Source organism: Alcaligenes pakistanensis, assembly GCF_014652815.1.
GTDB classification, from domain to species: domain Bacteria; phylum Pseudomonadota; class Gammaproteobacteria; order Burkholderiales; family Burkholderiaceae_B; genus Alcaligenes; species Alcaligenes pakistanensis.
Genome location: NZ_BMZN01000002.1, coordinates 433,862 through 450,541, shown reverse-complemented (window position 1 = coordinate 450,541; position 16,680 = coordinate 433,862). Strand labels below are relative to the sequence as shown.

12 protein-coding genes and 6 tRNA genes are annotated in these 16,680 nt (G+C 54.9%); 16 read left to right on the top strand and 2 right to left on the bottom strand.

What is annotated here, in order from left to right; translation table 11 throughout:
• Position 1: 1 nt before the first annotated feature.
• From IE156_RS07060 to lnt, 4 genes are all read left to right on the top strand, one after another.
• Positions 2 to 997 (top strand): PhoH family protein, encoded by a 996-nt coding sequence (locus IE156_RS07060; protein WP_189391822.1) that lies wholly within the window; start codon positions 2 to 4, stop codon positions 995 to 997.
• Positions 990 to 1,466: an rRNA maturation RNase YbeY gene (gene ybeY, locus IE156_RS07055; RefSeq protein ID WP_189391821.1), complete on the top strand. Its 477-nt coding sequence runs from the start codon at positions 990 to 992 to the stop codon at positions 1,464 to 1,466. Before IE156_RS07060 ends, ybeY begins: the two co-directional genes overlap by 8 nt.
• Before the next feature lie 148 nt (positions 1,467 to 1,614).
• Positions 1,615 to 2,496 carry a CorC family transporter gene (locus tag IE156_RS07050; protein ID WP_189391820.1) on the top strand — a complete coding sequence of 294 codons (882 nt, stop codon included), beginning with the start codon at positions 1,615 to 1,617 and terminating at the stop codon, positions 2,494 to 2,496.
• Positions 2,483 to 4,102 carry an apolipoprotein N-acyltransferase gene (gene lnt / locus IE156_RS07045; RefSeq protein ID WP_189391819.1) on the top strand — a complete coding sequence of 540 codons (1,620 nt, stop codon included), beginning with the start codon at positions 2,483 to 2,485 and terminating at the stop codon, positions 4,100 to 4,102. The genes IE156_RS07050 and lnt overlap by 14 nt, the downstream gene beginning before the upstream one ends.
• A 21-nt stretch (positions 4,103 to 4,123) precedes the next feature.
• Here lnt and IE156_RS07040 read toward each other — a convergent pair whose 3' ends face one another.
• Complete coding sequence (locus IE156_RS07040) at positions 4,124 to 6,952, bottom strand: bifunctional diguanylate cyclase/phosphodiesterase (protein WP_229841083.1); 2,829 nt, start codon at positions 6,950 to 6,952, stop codon at positions 4,124 to 4,126.
• A 582-nt stretch (positions 6,953 to 7,534) separates the two neighbouring features.
• On the opposite strand from IE156_RS07040, the gene IE156_RS07035 reads away from it, so the two are divergent.
• The 10 genes from IE156_RS07035 to IE156_RS06990 all read left to right on the top strand — a co-directional run bounded on the left by IE156_RS07035 (position 7,535) and on the right by IE156_RS06990 (position 14,086).
• Positions 7,535 to 7,610 (top strand) — tRNA-Ala (locus IE156_RS07035).
• A 26-nt stretch (positions 7,611 to 7,636) separates the two neighbouring features.
• A tRNA-Glu gene (locus IE156_RS07030) sits at positions 7,637 to 7,712 on the top strand.
• Between the two features lie 24 nt (positions 7,713 to 7,736).
• A tRNA-Asp gene (locus IE156_RS07025) sits at positions 7,737 to 7,813 on the top strand.
• 124 nt (positions 7,814 to 7,937) lie between these two features.
• Positions 7,938 to 8,013, top strand: a tRNA-Ala gene (locus tag IE156_RS07020).
• Between the two features lie 25 nt (positions 8,014 to 8,038).
• Positions 8,039 to 8,114: transfer RNA gene (locus tag IE156_RS07015), tRNA-Glu, on the top strand.
• 24 nt (positions 8,115 to 8,138) lie between these two features.
• Positions 8,139 to 8,215: transfer RNA gene (locus tag IE156_RS07010), tRNA-Asp, on the top strand.
• Between the two features lie 410 nt (positions 8,216 to 8,625).
• On the top strand, positions 8,626 to 9,237 hold the full coding sequence (locus IE156_RS07005; RefSeq protein WP_189391818.1) for a TetR/AcrR family transcriptional regulator: 612 nt from the start codon (positions 8,626 to 8,628) through the stop codon (positions 9,235 to 9,237).
• A gap of 54 nt (positions 9,238 to 9,291) precedes the next feature.
• The gene (locus IE156_RS07000) at positions 9,292 to 10,377 is read left to right on the top strand and encodes an efflux RND transporter periplasmic adaptor subunit (protein WP_189391817.1); all 1,086 of its coding nucleotides are present in this window, start codon (positions 9,292 to 9,294) and stop codon (positions 10,375 to 10,377) included.
• Positions 10,374 to 13,436 carry an efflux RND transporter permease subunit gene (locus tag IE156_RS06995; RefSeq protein ID WP_189391816.1) on the top strand — a complete coding sequence of 1,021 codons (3,063 nt, stop codon included), beginning with the start codon at positions 10,374 to 10,376 and terminating at the stop codon, positions 13,434 to 13,436. Before IE156_RS07000 ends, IE156_RS06995 begins: the two co-directional genes overlap by 4 nt.
• Positions 13,437 to 13,603: 167 nt before the next feature.
• A complete protein-coding gene (locus tag IE156_RS06990; RefSeq protein ID WP_189391815.1) occupies positions 13,604 to 14,086 on the top strand; it encodes a DUF3293 domain-containing protein in 483 nt (160 codons plus the stop codon).
• Here IE156_RS06990 and IE156_RS06985 read toward each other — a convergent pair.
• Positions 14,063 to 14,485, bottom strand: a complete 423-nt coding sequence (locus IE156_RS06985) for an acyl-CoA thioesterase (protein ID WP_189391814.1) — start codon at positions 14,483 to 14,485, stop codon at positions 14,063 to 14,065. The two genes, IE156_RS06990 and IE156_RS06985, sit on opposite strands and share 24 nt — an antisense overlap.
• Before the next feature lie 288 nt (positions 14,486 to 14,773).
• Between IE156_RS06985 and bioB the strand changes: the two genes are divergently transcribed.
• Positions 14,774 to 15,790 (top strand): biotin synthase BioB, encoded by a 1,017-nt coding sequence (gene bioB / locus IE156_RS06980; protein ID WP_189391813.1) that lies wholly within the window; start codon positions 14,774 to 14,776, stop codon positions 15,788 to 15,790.
• 1 nt (position 15,791) lies between these two features.
• Positions 15,792 to 16,643 carry an EamA family transporter gene (locus tag IE156_RS06975; protein WP_189391812.1) on the top strand — a complete coding sequence of 284 codons (852 nt, stop codon included), beginning with the start codon at positions 15,792 to 15,794 and terminating at the stop codon, positions 16,641 to 16,643.
• Positions 16,644 to 16,680: the final 37 nt, after the last annotated feature.

The window sequence follows — 16,680 nt, the reverse complement described above, 5'->3', positions numbered from 1 at the left end:
TATGACTAGCCAACGCCGCCGCATGCCCACTGCTTTGCGTCTGGACGGGGACAATACCCATCTGGCCAATCTGTGCGGCCCCCTGGACGAGAACATCAAGCAGATTGCTATGGCGTACAACGTCACCCTGCGTCGGCGTGGCAGTCATGTTTCGATTGAAGGTGAACGCGCGGACGAAGCCGCCAAGGCCATTGACTGGTTTCATTCACGTGCCGTGCACCGGGCGCTGAATATCGACGATATTCAGCTGGGTTTGGTCGAACTGGGTGCCAGCCGTAGCCACGAACAGGCCAAGAAAGCGGAGCCCCTGCCTGAGCCTCCGCCCGTCGGCCAGGAAGAAATCAATTTACGCACGGCCAAGCGCGATCTGCGTCCTCGTACCCCAGGCCAGCGCGAGTATCTGCGCAACATCCTGGATAACGACATCAACTTCGGCATAGGCCCGGCCGGTACCGGCAAGACCTGGCTGGCAGTAGCCTGCGCAATTGATGCACTGGAGCGCGAATCCGTACACCGTCTGGTTCTGACTCGGCCTGCCGTAGAAGCCGGTGAGCGCCTGGGCTTTTTACCCGGCGATCTAGCCCAAAAGGTAGATCCGTATCTGCGCCCGCTGTACGACGCCCTGTACGATTTAATGGGCGTGGAAAAAGTGCAGCGCCTGTTTGAAAAACAGATTATTGAAATCGCCCCCTTAGCCTACATGCGCGGCCGCACCCTGAACCACGCCTTTGTGATTCTGGACGAAGCCCAGAACACCACACCAGAACAGATGAAAATGTTTCTGACCCGCATCGGTTTTGGCAGCAAGGCCGTCATTACAGGTGACCCTACCCAAGTGGACTTGCCCAAAGGCCAGCGCAGTGGCTTGAACCATGCGGTCAAGGTGCTGGAAAACGTCCAGGGTATTTCCTGCTCGCGCTTTAGCAGCCGTGACGTGGTGCGCCACCCCTTGGTCGCACGGATTGTGGACGCTTATGAGGCCGCTGGTGATGCCTGATTTATCGTTAAGTGTTCAATACGCCGTTGCCTGCCCTGAACTGAGCCGCTCGCGCATCCGTCGCTGGATGCAACGCAGCATTGATATGGCTGTCGAACGTATTCACCCAGAAGATCGCTTCACTGCTTTAGCGGCCACCTTGCGCATCGTAGATGCCGAGGAAGGCCAAAGCCTGAATTCGGGTTACCGAGAGCGTGATTACGCCACCAATGTGCTGACCTTTGAATATGGCCAGGACGAGGAAGGCGTGGTCCACGGCGATATCGTGCTGTGCCTGCCCGTTCTGGAGCGCGAAGCCCAGGAACAGGGCAAGCCATTTTTGCACCATGCCACACACCTGGTTGTGCACGGTTGTCTGCATTCTTTGGGTTACGACCACATTGATGAAGACGAGGCACAGGACATGGAAGCGCTGGAAACAGCCATCCTGGCCAGCCTGCGTATTCCCGATCCTTATCAGGAACGCTAGGCAATTCCGTAGATACGGATGACCACACAGCGATCACAAAACAAGGCGAATACTCTTTACGTTTCGCCCATTGTGAATGATGACAGGTCCATACCCTGTCATCATTTTTCGGTTATGCTTGATTCTCCCTTAACTCGTCCTTCGGACAATGTCAGACTCTGCCCCCGACCCTGAGCCCCGCCCTTCTAAAGCCGGCTCAAACAATCCCATCTCTCGCTTAAGTGCTTTTTTTAATCGGCGTCACGAACCCGAAGATCGAGAAGACCTTAAGTCTGTCCTAGTTGCGGCCCATGCCCGCAAAGTTATCGACGACGAATCTCTGTCCATGATCGCCGGCACACTGGATATGGCCAATAAAACGGTGGCCGATATCATGGTGCCCCGGTCCAAGATCGATATGCTGGACATCGCCAAGCCCTTGACCGAGATGCTGCCCATCATTATTGAAACCGGGCACAGCCGCTTTCCGATCTACGAGACGGAACGCGACAATATCATCGGTATTTTGCTGGCCAAAGACTTGCTGCTGTCGATTGCCAATCCCACGCTGGATTTGCGTCCGCTGATTCGTCCTGCGGTGTTCATCCCCGAGACCAAGCGCCTTAATGTCTTGCTGCACGAGTTCCGTGGCAGCCGCAATCACATTGCGGTCGTCATTGACGAGCACGGCGGCACCGCAGGCCTGGTCACCATGGAAGACGTGCTGGAACAAATTGTTGGCGACATCGAAGATGAATACGATGAAGACGCCGAACAAACCATTTTCCAGGCAGGCCCCGACAGCTGGCGCGTCATGGCCCTGACTGAAATCCCCGATTTCAACGACGCCTTCCACACTAACCTGCCTAACGACGACTTTGATACAGTCGGTGGTTGGCTGGCCTCCGAATTGGGACATATCCCTCGCCGGGGCGATGTGGCCCAGCTCGATGGCATCAGCATTACGGTAGTCCGTGCCGATGCCAAACGAGCCCTTTGGTTACACGTTCAGCGAGCCACCCCCGCCGAGCCCCATCTTGAACAAAACTGATTCCAAGCCTTTACCCCAGGCGCTTAGTGTCGCTTTATTGCTAGCCCTGGGGGGCCTGCATGCGCTGTCCTTCTCCATAGGCCCGCTACCCTCCTGGATTCTGCCCTTTTACCAGATCACTCTGCTGGCCATTGCCTGCTCGCAAATCTTCAGTTCGCGATCGGTACGACAAGCCTTTGGGCGCAGCTATCTGTTTGGCCTAGGCCACTTTGGCGTAGGAATTTATTGGCTGTACATCAGCATGCACCAATACGGCGGCATGCCATCCTGGATGGCCGCCCTGGGAGTCCTGCTGCTGGCCGCCGCGCTAGCCGTCTTTCCTGCCCTGGCATCCGCTGTCTGGCAAAAGTTACGTCCTGAACACGATAGTGATTCCTGGCTACCCCGATTGCTATTATCGGCAGGCTGGGCCAGCTGCTGGGCATTAAGCGAATGGCTGCGCGGTAACTTACTCACCGGCTTTCCCTGGCTCAATATTGGCTACTCGCACGCGGAAGGCATGTTTACAGGCTGGGCACCGGTTATCGGTGTTTATGGCCTGGCTTGGCTGTCAGCTTTCAGTGCCGCTGTCATCGCCCAATTTGCCGCTTCCAAAGACAAAAACCAAAGCCCTTCCAGCGCAATTGGCATTGGTATCGCTATGGTTTTTGGTTTAATCGGCATCAGCTTGCCGCACATTGCCTGGGTACAGCCGCATGGTGCACCTTTTATTGCCCGCCTGGTGCAAGGCAATATCGACCAAAGCGCCAAATTCGGCCCCAATATGGCCGAGGGCATAGAACGTTATTACGAACTGGCTAACCTACCTGCCAAATCTCCTGAAGACGCGCCCCGCCTGATTGTTCTGCCCGAAACCGTCATCCCTGTTTTGCAGAACCGTCTGGAAACCAGCTTCTGGTTACGCTGGACAGAGCTGGCCCAACGTCATCAGGCCAATCTGGTATTGGGTGTACCGATGGACCGTGGCACCGTCAACGGCAAGCTCAGCTATACGAACAGTGCCTTGCTGATCAGCCCGGATACGCAACCACAGGACATCTTGAACAGCACAGCCAGTTATTACGACAAACATCATCTGGTGCCTTTCGGTGAGTTCATTCCGACTGGCTTTCAATGGTTTGTGGACATGATGAGAATCCCTTTGGGGGACTTCCATCGGGGCGCTCTGCCCCAAGCCCCTTTCCAGATGGCTGAAGGACGTGTTGCCCCCAATATCTGCTACGAAGACGTGTTTGGTGAAGAAATTATCCAGGCCGTGCAAGGCAGTCCGGGACAAGAAGGCGCTACCTTGCTGCTTAACATCAGTAACCTGGGCTGGTTTGGTGATTCCTGGGCTTTGAGCCAGCATCTACAAATCTCGCGCATGCGTGCCCTGGAAACAGGTCGCCCTATGTTGCGAGCCACCAATACCGGCATGACAGCTGCTATTGATCCCCGTGGTCGTATCCGCGCCGTCTTGCCGCCATTGGCACCCGGTGTACTGGATGTAGAAGTACAAGGCACTACTGGCCTGACTCCCTACGTGAAATACGGCAATTGGCCCTTCCTGATCTGGGCCAGCCTGATCCTGGTAATTTTTGCCTGGCGCTCGCGACGCCAGCGCTAGACGCAAACGCTGAATCCAGACTTAGAATGCAGTGGGGTTTGTCTGGGCAGACCCTGCTGCTATCGAGCGCGATGCGCCGGGATGCAGACGCTCTGCAAACCCATCAGCCTGATCCCGGTTCCAGGTCTTGCACCAATCCACGAATTGATCAGCAGGAATAGGGGTTGAACACAAATAGCCCTGCATATAGTCGCAGCCAGCATGATTCAACAAATCAAGCTGCTCATGGCTGGTTACCCCCTCTGCTACGACCAGCAAACCCAACTTTTGCGCCATCACAATCATGGCCTGCGTCAGCACCAGATCCTCACTGCTCAAGGCCAGATTACGGATATAGCATTGGTCGATCTTGAGCACATTGATAGAGAAACGCTTCAAGTGCGACAGGGATGAATAGCCAGTACCGAAATCATCCAAAGCCACGCTCATGCCGTATTCACGCAAGGAACGTAACTGTTGCAGGGCTTGTCCCTGATCGTCCAACAGCAAACGTTCGGTAATTTCCACGACCAAAGCCTCGCCTGGAATGCCCTGATTTTGCAGATACTCTACCCAATCCCGTGCGCAGGAGCCGTTCAGTTTGAACTGGGCGGGTGACACGTTCAGGCTGACTCTGAAACTGGGGTCCAACTGGTCTCGCAACATAACTGCAGCTTGGGCAGCGGTCTCGAAGACCCATTCACCGATCAGAACAATCAGCCCGGAGTCTTCAGAAAAAGGAATGAATTCTGACGGCGGCACCAAGCCGAGTTGCGGGTGTTCCCAGCGAATCAGGGCCTCGGCGCGGGTTACTTTTCCTGTACGCAAATCCACAATAGGCTGGTAATAAAGCTGGAACTGCTGCTCGCTCAAGGCTTGCTGCAAATCCTGAGAGAAACGTAAACGCGCTTCTACTGCTTCACTCATAGCAGGCAGGAAACGACAGTATTGATTGCGGCCACACGCCTTGGCGGCGTACATGGCCATATCGGCATTTTTCAGTAGCTGCCCGGCATCATCACCATCTTCAGGAAACAGCGTAATACCCACGCTGGCAGAAACGGACACCGAATTCTTGCCTAACTGGAAAGGCTCTTCAATGGTGTCCAGCAGGCAGCGGCAAGTGCGCTCCACAATGGAGGTGTCACTGATATCCGACAGAATGACAGTGAACTCGTCGCCACCAATACGGGCGACAGTATCCGTTACCCGCACACAGCGTTGCAGACGCTGCGCCACTTCCTGCAAGAGCACATCGCCCTTTTCGTGGCCCAGGGAATCGTTCACATCCTTGAAAAAATCCAGATCCATAAAGATCAGGGCAAAGGGCAAGCCAGTACGACGGGACTGCTCGCGTGCCTGCTGCAAACGGTCCTGAAACATCTGCCGATTAGGCAAGCCCGTCAAGTGATCGTAGTGCGCCTGCTTCCACATCTGCGCTTCACGTTTTTTATGGCTGGTAATGTCAGTGAACAAGCCAATGTGGCGATACACCGTACCATCCGGATTCCAGGCCGTACTGATCGTCAAACGTTCCGCAAAGTCCTCGCCGTTTTTGCGGCGATTCCAGATATCTCCCTGCCAACGCCCGGTTTCGGAGATTTCACGCCACATCTTGCGATAAAAATCACGGTCCTGACGGCCCGAGTTCAGAATAGACAAGGTACGACCCCGGACCTCGTCCAGTTCATAGCCTGTAATACGGCTAAAGGCCGGGTTGGCATCCACCACATGGCCGAAACGGTCAGTCACCACAATGGCTTCGCAGGTGTTCTCGTACACCACCGCGGCCAGACGACCGGTGACTTCGTTACGCACCCGCGTGGTGATGTCCTGCACCACGGACACCATCGCCGTACGCCCCTCCAACCGAATTGGAATCGCACAAATTTCCACATCAATGGATTTGCCGTCGTAGCGAAGCGCCCGGGTTTCATAGCGCAAACTATTGCCGCCTGAACGCGAATCCGGCACCACTTGAGTCAAAGAGGGAAAGCGCGGCTCCAGAAATACCTGATCCACCGTGAATTCCTGGCGCAATTGTGCGCGGCTATATCCCAATGTTTCGGCCAGCTTCTTATTAACAAAATCGAAGCGGCCATCCCGGGATAAATAAACTCCCAATAAAGGGTTATGACTCAAGCTGCGACATATCGCATTGAGCTGCGATAAATTGCGCTGCTGAATAGAAAACTGTGCATCTCGCTGTTGAATCTGCAAGCCGCAGTAATTCAGAATTTGCGATAAATAGCGTGTTTCACTCGTGCCGGAACTGGTGCTTTTGGCCCGATAATTACCACCAAAAAAAGCACTGGCCTGAGCGACCAGCTGCCGCAAAGGATCGGCCGCCCAAGTACGGAACATGAAGTAAGACAGGCATAGGGCAATCAAATCCAGCCCCAACATGACAAACACCGTCCAACGGTGCTGCGAGCGGGTACTTTCTCGCGTGGCATCAAAAGCATCCAGCAATTGCTGGGTGTTATGCCGAAACAAAGAATCTTCCGCATTCAGACTGACGGCCGGCAAGAGCACTTGTTCCGAGCTGACCGGGAAGTCCAGGCGCATCAGACGCCGTTGCCATTCATTACTTAGTTGGGCCACCAGGCCCAGCAAGGGCTTGTCCAGCGGCGTAAGCAGAACACCGTCGACCATGCCACCATCTTTGAGCAACTGCACGACCCCTTGGAACTGCTGATCCAAATAACGCAAACGGGCGGGAGTAGAACTGGAGGGCGCGGACAGGGCCACGGAATAACTGATGTCAGAGAGCTGACGCAGCAAACCACTGCTAGCCTGCAGACGGGTTTCTGCCTGATTTTGCTTGTAAATGACAGTAACCGTTGCCGAGATCAGCAACAGCCAGGCCAAAAGTCCCCAGATTAGCAAAGCACCTAAACTGATTCGTCTGTGTGCATCCACTGGAACAGGCAGAGGTGATGATATGCACTGCTTTGCTGACATAGCGCCATTAAATAAAAAATGCAGGCTAAGGGAATGGCCTACAAAACGTAATTATTGCAGGTGAAATGTTACTCAACGAAGCATACCATCATTAGATTACAGGACAGTCCAAATTTCGCATGAACCCTGCATTTGTGCGCCTAAGGAGAGAATAAAGCAGTAAAAACAAGGACAAAAAAACGACGGCAGGACATGAAATAATTTCCTTCAATTAAGGTTTAAATGAAATTTTGTGACACAAAGAAGATACAAAACTCCGTATAAAACAAAAAGATACAAGCACTTGCGGCTATGTTCTGATCCAGACTTCATCCTTGTAACGAGCCATGGCACAGCTGTCGCCCTGCCACCCTCCAGGCCCTCAGCCAAACCTCCCAAGCATTTTTTTCACTTTATTTAGCTTTTTCCTCTCAAAAAGCTTGCGCAAAGTCTAAAACACCTTCATAATCTCAATTCTTCGTTGGTGGTCGACAAAAAGAACACCGAAATGGGGGTATAGCTCAGCTGGGAGAGCGCTTGCATGGCATGCAAGAGGTCAGCGGTTCGATCCCGCTTACCTCCACCAAAAAACGAAGATTAGTTGTAAGTCCTGTCCCCTTCGTCTAGAGGCCTAGGACACCACCCTTTCACGGTGGGTACAGGGGTTCGAATCCCCTAGGGGACGCCAAAGCTTTTGCTTGGCAACCGCTGCGGAGCGGTAGTTCAGTTGGTTAGAATACCGGCCTGTCACGCCGGGGGTCGCGGGTTCGAGTCCCGTCCGCTCCGCCAAAAGATTTTAAAAATCAGTTCCAGACTGGTTTTAGCAGTTTGAAGTGGCAAGCCTCGTCAAGCCTGACACTTATTTCACTGCTTTGGTGTTTTGACCTAGTCGAAATACAAAGCGATGAAAATTGGGGGTATAGCTCAGCTGGGAGAGCGCTTGCATGGCATGCAAGAGGTCAGCGGTTCGATCCCGCTTACCTCCACCAAAACGACGATGTAGTTGTAAGTCCTGTCCCCTTCGTCTAGAGGCCTAGGACACCACCCTTTCACGGTGGGTACAGGGGTTCGAATCCCCTAGGGGACGCCAAAGCTTTTGCTTGGCAACCGCTGCGGAGCGGTAGTTCAGTTGGTTAGAATACCGGCCTGTCACGCCGGGGGTCGCGGGTTCGAGTCCCGTCCGCTCCGCCAAAAGATTCAGAAAGCCTGATAGATTTCGATCTGTCAGGCTTTTTTCATGCCTGGCCGAAACGTCACCTTCATCACAATCATCAATAACGACCAAAGCCTAAGACTTCTGCAGCCAAGCCTATCCCGGCCTGAATAACGGTCAGCCCTTCGCCTAGCGCCCCTTTGCCCTGAGCTTCTTAGCTCTGAGCCACCCACCATCCCCCCTCTCACCTCTTAGTCTCTTAGTCTCTTAGTCTCTTAGTCTCTTAGTCTCTTAGTCTCTTAGTCTCTTAGTCTCTTAGTCTCTTAGTCTCTTAGTCTCCGGGCAGCGTAACTCCGTAGTTTTCTAAGACAAGGCACTCAATTCTCTTGTCGTATTTCAGCGTTGAAGTTAATGTATTGCGTTATCGTTACTTCAATATTCAACTTCTATGCCAGCCAGCACCCTCGGCCAGCGCGGCCCGACCGAGCACCATCGCCGTGAACAGATCATCGAGCAGGCCAATACGCACTTTCGGCTGTATGGCTATCGCAAAACGTCGGTCGCCAGTCTGGCCAAGTCCATAGGCGTATCCAGCGCGTATCTCTACCGTTTTTTCGATTCCAAGCAGGCTATTGGCCAAGCCATTTGTCATTCGGTTTTAAATGGCATGCATGTACAGCTGCAAGAGATTGTCGAGAGCGATCTGCCGCCCATCGAGCGCTTGCGCCAATTCATTGAGACGGCCTGTACTCTAAGCCTGGAGCTGTTCTTACAGGAAGGCCGAATGCAGGAAGTGGTGATTGAGGCCCTGCAAAACGACTGGGCAACCGTCGATCAGCACAGGCAGGACTTGCAGGCACAGATTGTCGCACTCTTGCGGGTTGGCCGAGAAAGCGGCGACTTTGAGCGCCGCACGCCTTTGGACGACGTGGCCCAAGGCATTCTGCTGGCCTTGACCCCGTGTCTGCATCCTGTCCTGCTGGAGATGCACCCGCCGGAAAAAACTCGCCAAGGCTTGCATGTGATCACGCAACTGATCCTGCGCAGCCTGATGCCCTGACAATCAGGCATTAAGTAACAGTTAACCCAACCATTTACCTTCCCGGAGTCCTGCATGGCTCGTTTCCGCTACCTTAGCCCTGCCTTGAGTTTGTTTACCGCCCTTGTCTTGATGGGGTGCAGCCAGCAAGCGAAGGAGTCCGACCCTCGCACCCAGGCTCCTTTGGTGATTCAAAGCGTGATTCAACCCAAGGCTGATCAGCAGCGACGTTTTCTGGGTTTGATCAGTGCGCGGGTAGAAAGCCCTCTGGCTTTCCGGGTAGGCGGCAAGATTGATACGCGCAAGGTCCAGAATGGCGAGCATGTTGAAAAAGGACAGCTCCTGATGACGCTGGACCCAAAAGACCTGCAACTGGATCACCGCGCACGTCTGGCTGCGGTTCAAGCCGCGACGGCCCAGGCGGAGCAGGCTCAATCAGACTACCAGCGCTTCTCCTTGCTGGTCGAGCAAGGCGGCGTTTCCCGCCAAGCTCACGAACAAAGCAAACAAGCGCTGCGTAGCGCTCAGGCCAATTTGAAGTCTGCCCAGGCACAGGCCGAGATTGCCCACAATGCCGACCAGTACAGCGCATTGAAAGCAGAGGCCAGCGGCATCATTACGGCTCAGTTGGGTGATGTCGGCCAAGTCGTCAGTGCCGGACAAGCTGTGTTGCGTCTGGCTCAAGATGGTCCACGCGATGTCATTGTCAGCCTGCCCGAGCAATGGGATATCCCTTTGGGCACACACGCCACCATTGAACTGACCGACTCTCAAGAAAGTGTGCCTGCTCAACTGCGTGAACTGGCACAGTCCTCCGACCCCGCCACCCGCAGCTATCAGGCCCGCTTTTCGTTTGCGGATGAAAACGTCACGGCCAGACTGGGCTCCAGCGCCATCGTGCACCTGACTCCCCCAGATGCCAATGCCTTGAATCAAATCCCGCTGACGGCAATTTACGATGCCGGCAAAGGCCCCGGCGTATGGGTGATTGACGATCAAAAAACCGTGCATTGGCAAGCGGTGACCATTGCCAAGCTGGCGCAGGAACATGCCTATTTGTCTGAGGGCCCTGAGGCCGGTACGTCTATCGTGGGCTTGGGCGCCAATCTTTTGCATGAAGGCCAGGAAGTCCGCCCCGAGACGCGCGAGGCCAAACCATGACAGGCCGTTTTAATCTTTCCGCTCTGGCGGTACGGGAACGGGCCATTACGCTATTCCTGATTATTGCAATTGCAGCGTCCGGCCTCTATTCCTTCGTCAAGCTTGGACGAGCTGAAGATCCGGCCTTTACCGTCAAAGTTCTGACCGTCACTGCCATGTGGCCCGGTGCCACCGCCCAGGAAATGCAAGATCTGGTGGCCGAGCCTATGGAAAAGCGCATGCAGGAGCTGCGCTGGTTCGACAAGGTGGAAACCGTCACGCGCCCTGGCACCGCCTTGATGGTGGTGACCTTGAAAGACTCCATGCCGCCTGCGGATGTCCAAAACGAGTTTTATCAATTACGAAAAAAATTGCAGGACCAGGCCCCACGATTGCCCAAAGGCGTGCAGGGGCCCTTCGTTAACGATGAGTACTCGGATGTATCCTTCGGTCTGTTTGCGCTGCAGGCGCCCGGCTTACCCCCCCGCTTGCTGACCCGTGAAGCCGAGAAGGTACGCAATCAGCTGCTGCAGGTCCCCGGCGTCAAGAAGGTCAATATTCTAGGTGAGCAAAGCGAACGCATTTTTGTGGATCTGGACGAGGCCAAGCTACACAATCTGCAACTGAATCCGCAGCAGATTCTGCAAGCCTTGTCGAAACGCAGCGCCATGACTGCCAGTGGGGCCGTCAGCACAGATGGCCCACGCATTCACCTGCGCATTAGTGCCGGGCTGGATGATCTGGACGCCATCAGCAATACCTATATTTATGTGCAAGGTCACAATCTGCGCTTGGGCGATATTGCTACCGTCAGCCGCGGTTACGAAGACCCGCCTAGCTTCGAGATTCACCACAACGCGCAATTCGCCATGCTGCTGGATGTGGTGATGCAGGAAGGCTATAACGGTCTGTACTTGGGCAAGGATCTGGAAAAAGCTCGCGAAGATATTGCAGCTGCCCTGCCTTTGGGCTTCTCCTTGGACACCGTCACCAACCAGTCCGTGAACATTGCCTCAGCCGTGGGCGAGTTCATGTTCAAATTCTTTGCGGCACTCAGTGTGGTGCTGCTGGTGTGTCTGGTCAGCATGGGCTGGCGCGTGGGTATTGTGGTGGCCGCGGCAGTGCCTCTGACGCTGGCCATGGTGTTTGTCATCATGATGATGACAGGCAAGGTTTTTGACCGGGTGACGCTGGGCGCACTGATTATCTCGCTGGGCCTACTGGTAGATGACGCCATTATTGCGATCGAGATCATGATCGTGAAAATGGAGGAAGGCATGGACCGCCTGAAAGCCGCCGCCTATGCCTGGAACCATACCGCTGCCCCCATGCTGTCCGGCACTCTGGTCACTATTATTGGCTTTCTGCCGGTGGGCTTTGCCCGTTCCTCCGCGGGCGAATACGCGGGTAATATCTTCTGGATTCTGGCCGCCGCCTTGCTGACCTCCTGGCTGGTCGCCGTAGCCTTCACACCTTATATGGGTGTCAAGCTACTGCCCGCCATTCCTGCCCGCCCGGGGGGGCATCAGGCCATCTACGACACCCCCAACTATGTGCGTCTGCGTCGCATGATTGCCTGGTCGGTTCATCACAAATTCTGGGTTACCGGGATTGTGGTCATTGCCCTTGTGCTGGCGGCCCTGGGCATGGGTTTCGTCAAACAACAATTCTTCCCGACCTCTGACCGGCCCGAGCTCCTGGTGGAAGTGCAGTTGCCTGAGGGCAGTGGCATCCAGTCCACCCAAGCTATTACCCGCAAGGTAGAGAGCTGGTTGCGCGAGCAGCCGGAAACCAAGCTGGTCACCAGCTACTCCGGACAGGGCGCACCGCGCTTTTTCCTGTCCTATAACCCTGAACTACCCGATCCTTCCTTCGCACGTCTGGTGGTTCTGACTGCGGATCAACACGCCAGGGACGACTTGCTACAACGCTTCCGTCAGGTGGTGGCCGATGGCTTGACGCCTGAAGCGCGAGTCCGCGCCACACAATTGGTGTTTGGCCCATCGACCAAATACCCCGTGGAGTTCCTGGTGCGGGGCCCCGATCTGGACAAGCTGCGCGATATTTCCGAGCAAGCCATGGGCGTGATGCGTGCCGATAAGGATATGCGTCAGGTGAACGTTGACTGGGGCTCACGCGTGCCGGTGCTAAAGCTCGATGTTGACCCACAACGTTTGCAAGCCTTGGGGCTGAACCGCCAAAGTCTGGCGGAGCAAATTCAGTTGCAACTGGATGGCACTACCGTGGCTGAATACCGCGAAGACCTGCGCAACGTGTTGGTGGTGGCACGCAGCTCGGCCATCAACCGGCATGACCCCACCCGCCTGTCCGGGCTGACCGTCATGAACGATCAGGGCCAGAACCTGCCTCTGGAGCAAGTAGGTAAGCTGGAAATTATTCAGGAAGAACCCAAGCTGGCCCGTCGCAATCGTTTACCCACCATGACGGTGCGGGGGGATATTGCCCCACACGTACAACCGGCAGAAGTGGCAAATCGTGTGATGAAAGAGTTCGCTTCTCTGCAAGCGTCTCTGCCACCGGGCTACCTGATCGAGATGAGCGGGATTACTGCTGAAGCCAAAAAATCCAATGATGCGTTGCTGCCGGTATTCCCGGTCATGATTATCCTGATGCTGCTGGTCATTGTGATTCAGGTTCGCTCGCTCTCGTCCATGATCATGGTGTTCCTGACGGCCCCCTTGGGCCTGATTGGCAGCGTGCCAGCCTTGCTGATCTTCCAGCAACCCTTTGGCTTTACCGCCATCCTGGGCTTGATTGGTCTGGCAGGGATTTTAATGCGCAACACACTGATTCTGATTGAACAGATCAAGACCAACCGGGCCGAAGGTGCATCGCCCTATGACGCTGTTATTGAAGCCACAGTGCAACGGGCCCGCCCGGTTATTTTGACCGCCTTAGCCGCGGTGCTGGCCTTTATCCCCCTGTCCTTTTCAGTGTTCTGGGGTTCCATGGCATTGACACTGATCGGTGGCACCGCAATTGGCACCGTACTGACTCTGTTATTCCTGCCCAGCCTGTACGCAATCTGGAACCGGATCGAGGACCCGCGCAGCGCATAACTTGCTTGAGGGCTGAAACTGTGTAAATAATGGATGCATGGCCTGAAACAAGCTTTCCCACACCACGCGGGCAGTAAGCCTGCGTGGTGTGGGGGCTCAGTGACACAAACCATGCATCCCACTGCTAGTCTTGTGGGTCCAGAGAACAGAACGACGCAAGATAGCTTATGTCTACACCCAAAGACCTGCCCGCCTCCCTGTCTCACGCTTTCGAGAAGGCAATCTATCGTGTACACAGCCCCCAGGGCGATATAGACGTGCGCATCGGCCAGCTCAATCACCCGCTGAATCAATTACTGGAACAAGAAAACAGCCAGGGAGCAGCCATTCTGACGGCCTGCAATCCAGGCGCACAGATTTGTAGCCGTGCTTTTAATGATGCGGTGCAGGAGAGCCTGTTGCGCGATCTGCAGAAACTGAATCTGCGCTGGTGGCCCGCTGTGAATCTGGACCCGGTAGGCAAATGGCCTGACGAACCCAGCCTGCTGGTGCTGGATATCAGCTTGCAGCAAGCGCGCTGGCAGGCACGCCTGTTCAAGCAACTAGCTTTCATTTATATCCCGGCTAATGGCAAGCCCCAACTGCATCAAGTGCAACAGCGCCTGCCTGAATCGAATCAGGCCGATTTAAACAGTTCCGTTCCCTTCTAGGCGCTGGCGAAAGCCCTCAGCGATAACAGCACCTTTAAGCCGCCCTTCCGGCAGAACCTGTGCCCAGGCGCGCCATTCATGGCCCGTCGCAACCAGCACGCCATCCATATTAAAGACCTGATACTCCAACTTGAAGCGACGATCCATCCATTGAGCTACCTGCACGCAAACGCGAATTTCGCGGTCGTAGGTGACTGGAGCACGAAAGTTGGCCCCCACGTCGACCAAGGGCGTGACCGCATCGTAGTCTTGCCGCAAGATGCGCTGGCTTAAGCCCACCTGACGTAGCCAGGCCTGATAGGTGCAGTCAAACCAATAAAAATAATTGGGATAGAAAACAATCCCTGCTTCATCGCAATCACCCCATTCCACGGTGATGCGGCGCTCGAACACGTGCATGCTTATCCTTTCGCAAAATCGCCCCTCAGTTTACCGCGGATAAAAAAGCTGAAGCTACGGCGATCAGGCACAAAACCAATTCCAGAAACATTTAGAAAACATTGTCGATGAAACAATTTATATCAAACCGAACCTTGATAATTAAGCGAAGTTAATGGCAACTTCGCTTAACTACCCAGCAAATAGCATCCAGACAGTCTAAAACACCCTACTCCTATTCTGTGCCGCAGTCGTCTTTCACAGGCAGAAAATCTAGCATAGCTGCGTCACTGAATAAGGTAGCCTGCCATGTCTGTAAATACTGTTGCCCCCTGGACGATCCGTCGCATCATGGAGCTTTATGACCTGCCCTTTATGGATCTTCTTTTCCAGGCGCAGACCGTACATAGACAGCATCACCCTGCCAATCAAATTCAGCTCTCCAGCCTCTTGTCCATCAAGACCGGCGCCTGTCCGGAAGATTGCTCGTACTGCCCCCAGTCCTCCAAATATCAGACCGAGCTGGAACCCGAACCCTTGATGCCCTTGAATCAAGTGCTGGAAGCCGCCCGTGCGGCCCAGGCACAGGGCGCACAGCGTTTTTGCATGGGAGCCGCCTGGCGCTCGCCCACGGAGAAACAGCTGGACCAGGTGATTGATATGGTCAGCGCCGTCAAGGCCATGGGACTGGAAACCTGCGTCACGCTGGGCATGCTGAAAGACGGTCAGGCCGAGCGTCTGAAACAAGCAGGGCTGGACTACTACAACCACAATCTGGACACCTCGCCCGAGTTTTATGGCCAGATCATCAGCACGCGCACTTACCAGGATCGCCTGGACACGCTGGAGCGGGTGCGCGCAGCTGGTTTGAACAGCTGTTGTGGCGGGATTATAGGTATGGGCGAGAGCCGTCGCGAACGCGCTGGCCTGCTGGCTCAGCTGGCCAACATGCGCCCCTACCCCGAATCTGTGCCTATCAACCAATTGGTTAAAGTACCTGGCACGCCTCTGGATCAGGTAGAAGACCTGGACCCCTTCGAGTTTGTCCGCACCATTGCCGTTGCGCGTATTCTGATGCCCACCTGTGCCGTGCGTCTTTCCGCTGGCCGCGAAACCATGGATGACAGCACCCAGGCGCTGTGCTTTATGGCTGGTGCCAATTCCATTTTCTACGGTGAACAATTGCTGACGACCGGCAACCCGCAGTTCGTAGCGGATCAAAACCTGTTTGCCCGCCTGCAGTTAGAAGCCGCTAAAACCACTCTGTCCGAGCCCCCCCTGTCTCTGGAACAAACCCGTCCACGCGCTATGGTCGAGGCCCTTTAAAATGCTCACCCTGATTGCCAGCATTCTGTGCAGTGTCGCTGTTTCCATTCTGCTAAAAGTGGCCCGCCAACGGCAGATCGATGTGGCCCAGGCCATCATGGTCAATTACGGTGTGGCCGTCACCCTTAGTCTGGTACTGCTGCAACCGCATCCCAGCAGCCTGCTCCATCCTGCCACGCCCTGGTGGATTCTGATTGCCTTGGGAGTCCTGCTGCCCAGCGTCTTTCTGTTCATGGCAGCGGCAGTACGGCAGGCCGGGATTGTGCTGAGCGATGCGGCCCAACGTCTATCGCTGTTTCTTCCCTTGCTGGCCGCCTTCCTGCTGTTTGGTGAACATCTAGGCAACCAGAAGCTGTTGGGCATTGCCTTGGCCCTGAGCGCTCTGCTGTTTTTGCTGATACGCCCTCGTCAAACAAATAGCCAAGACTCAGGCCCTGGACATCCAACTCTGATGCTTTTGGCCGTATGGCTGGGTTATGGCGTGATTGACATCATGTTCAAGCAGCTCTCCAAAGCCGGTGCGGCCTTCTCCAGCAGCCTGGTGGTGTCCTTCTCGCTAGCCGGGGTACTGATGCTGTGCTGGCTGCTGGCCAAACGCACGGTATGGCATCGGGGCAGTCTGTTGGCCGGTCTGGTTTTAGGTTCGCTGAATTTCGGGAACATTTTCTTTTATATCCGTGCCCACCAGATATTCCCTGAGAACCCCACGCTGGTGTTCTCAGCCATGAATATTGGCGTGATTGCCTTGGGTGCCGTGATCGGTGCGGGTTTCTTCAAAGAGAAGCTTACTGTCCTCAATATGGTCGGTGTGGCCCTGGCCATTGGCGCCATCGTTGCCCTGATTCCTCGATAAACCAGAAAAATACCGCAGGGCGTGTTTCATACGTGCT